Annotated in this window: 1 pseudogene; it reads left to right on the top strand. The window is 66.1% G+C overall.

What is annotated here, in order from left to right:
* Window positions 1-294 (top strand): annotated as a pseudogene (locus ABD323_RS45690) (hypothetical protein); the annotation flags it as partial.
* Between the last annotated feature and the right edge of the window lie 213 nt (window positions 295-507).

Below are 507 nucleotides of genomic sequence, written 5' to 3'. Positions count from 1 at the left end.
CCCGTGCCGGGGGCGCAGGTCGACGTTCCGGTACCCGGTGTGCTCGTCCTGGAAGGCGTGTCCTCGGGGCGCGGCTCCGTGCGGGACTCGACGTCCGTGCTGTGCTGGCTGGACCATGCGGACCGCACGGCGCGGCTGGAGCGGGCCCTCGCGCGTGACGGGGAGTGGTCCAGACCGCACCTGGAGCGCTGGCAGCGCTTCGAGACCGGCTGGTTCGCGGTGGACGAACCCTGGAACGCGGCCGACGTCCGCTATTCCTCCGAATGGTCTAGTCATCTCGGTGGAAGCGCCTGAAACCACGGGAATTCGGGCACCTTCGGTTTCCGGCCCATGAATTTCTCGCCGGAAAAAGTTTGTCAAGTAGCCCGATCGTAACCTCAGGTACTTAAGGAACCGGCCATGAGCCGCTAAGGTCTGCCCCCATCTACGCCCACCTGGGCGTAACCCGACTGACCTTCCTCAAGGGGTGCGAACATGCTCCACTCACGGGTGACTCGCACGCGCCGC

The organism is Kitasatospora nipponensis (genome assembly GCF_039528135.1).
Taxonomy (GTDB): domain Bacteria; phylum Actinomycetota; class Actinomycetes; order Streptomycetales; family Streptomycetaceae; genus Kitasatospora; species Kitasatospora nipponensis.
The sequence above is the reverse complement of the archived record's forward strand: the minus strand, read 5'-3'. Positions and strand labels throughout refer to the sequence as shown.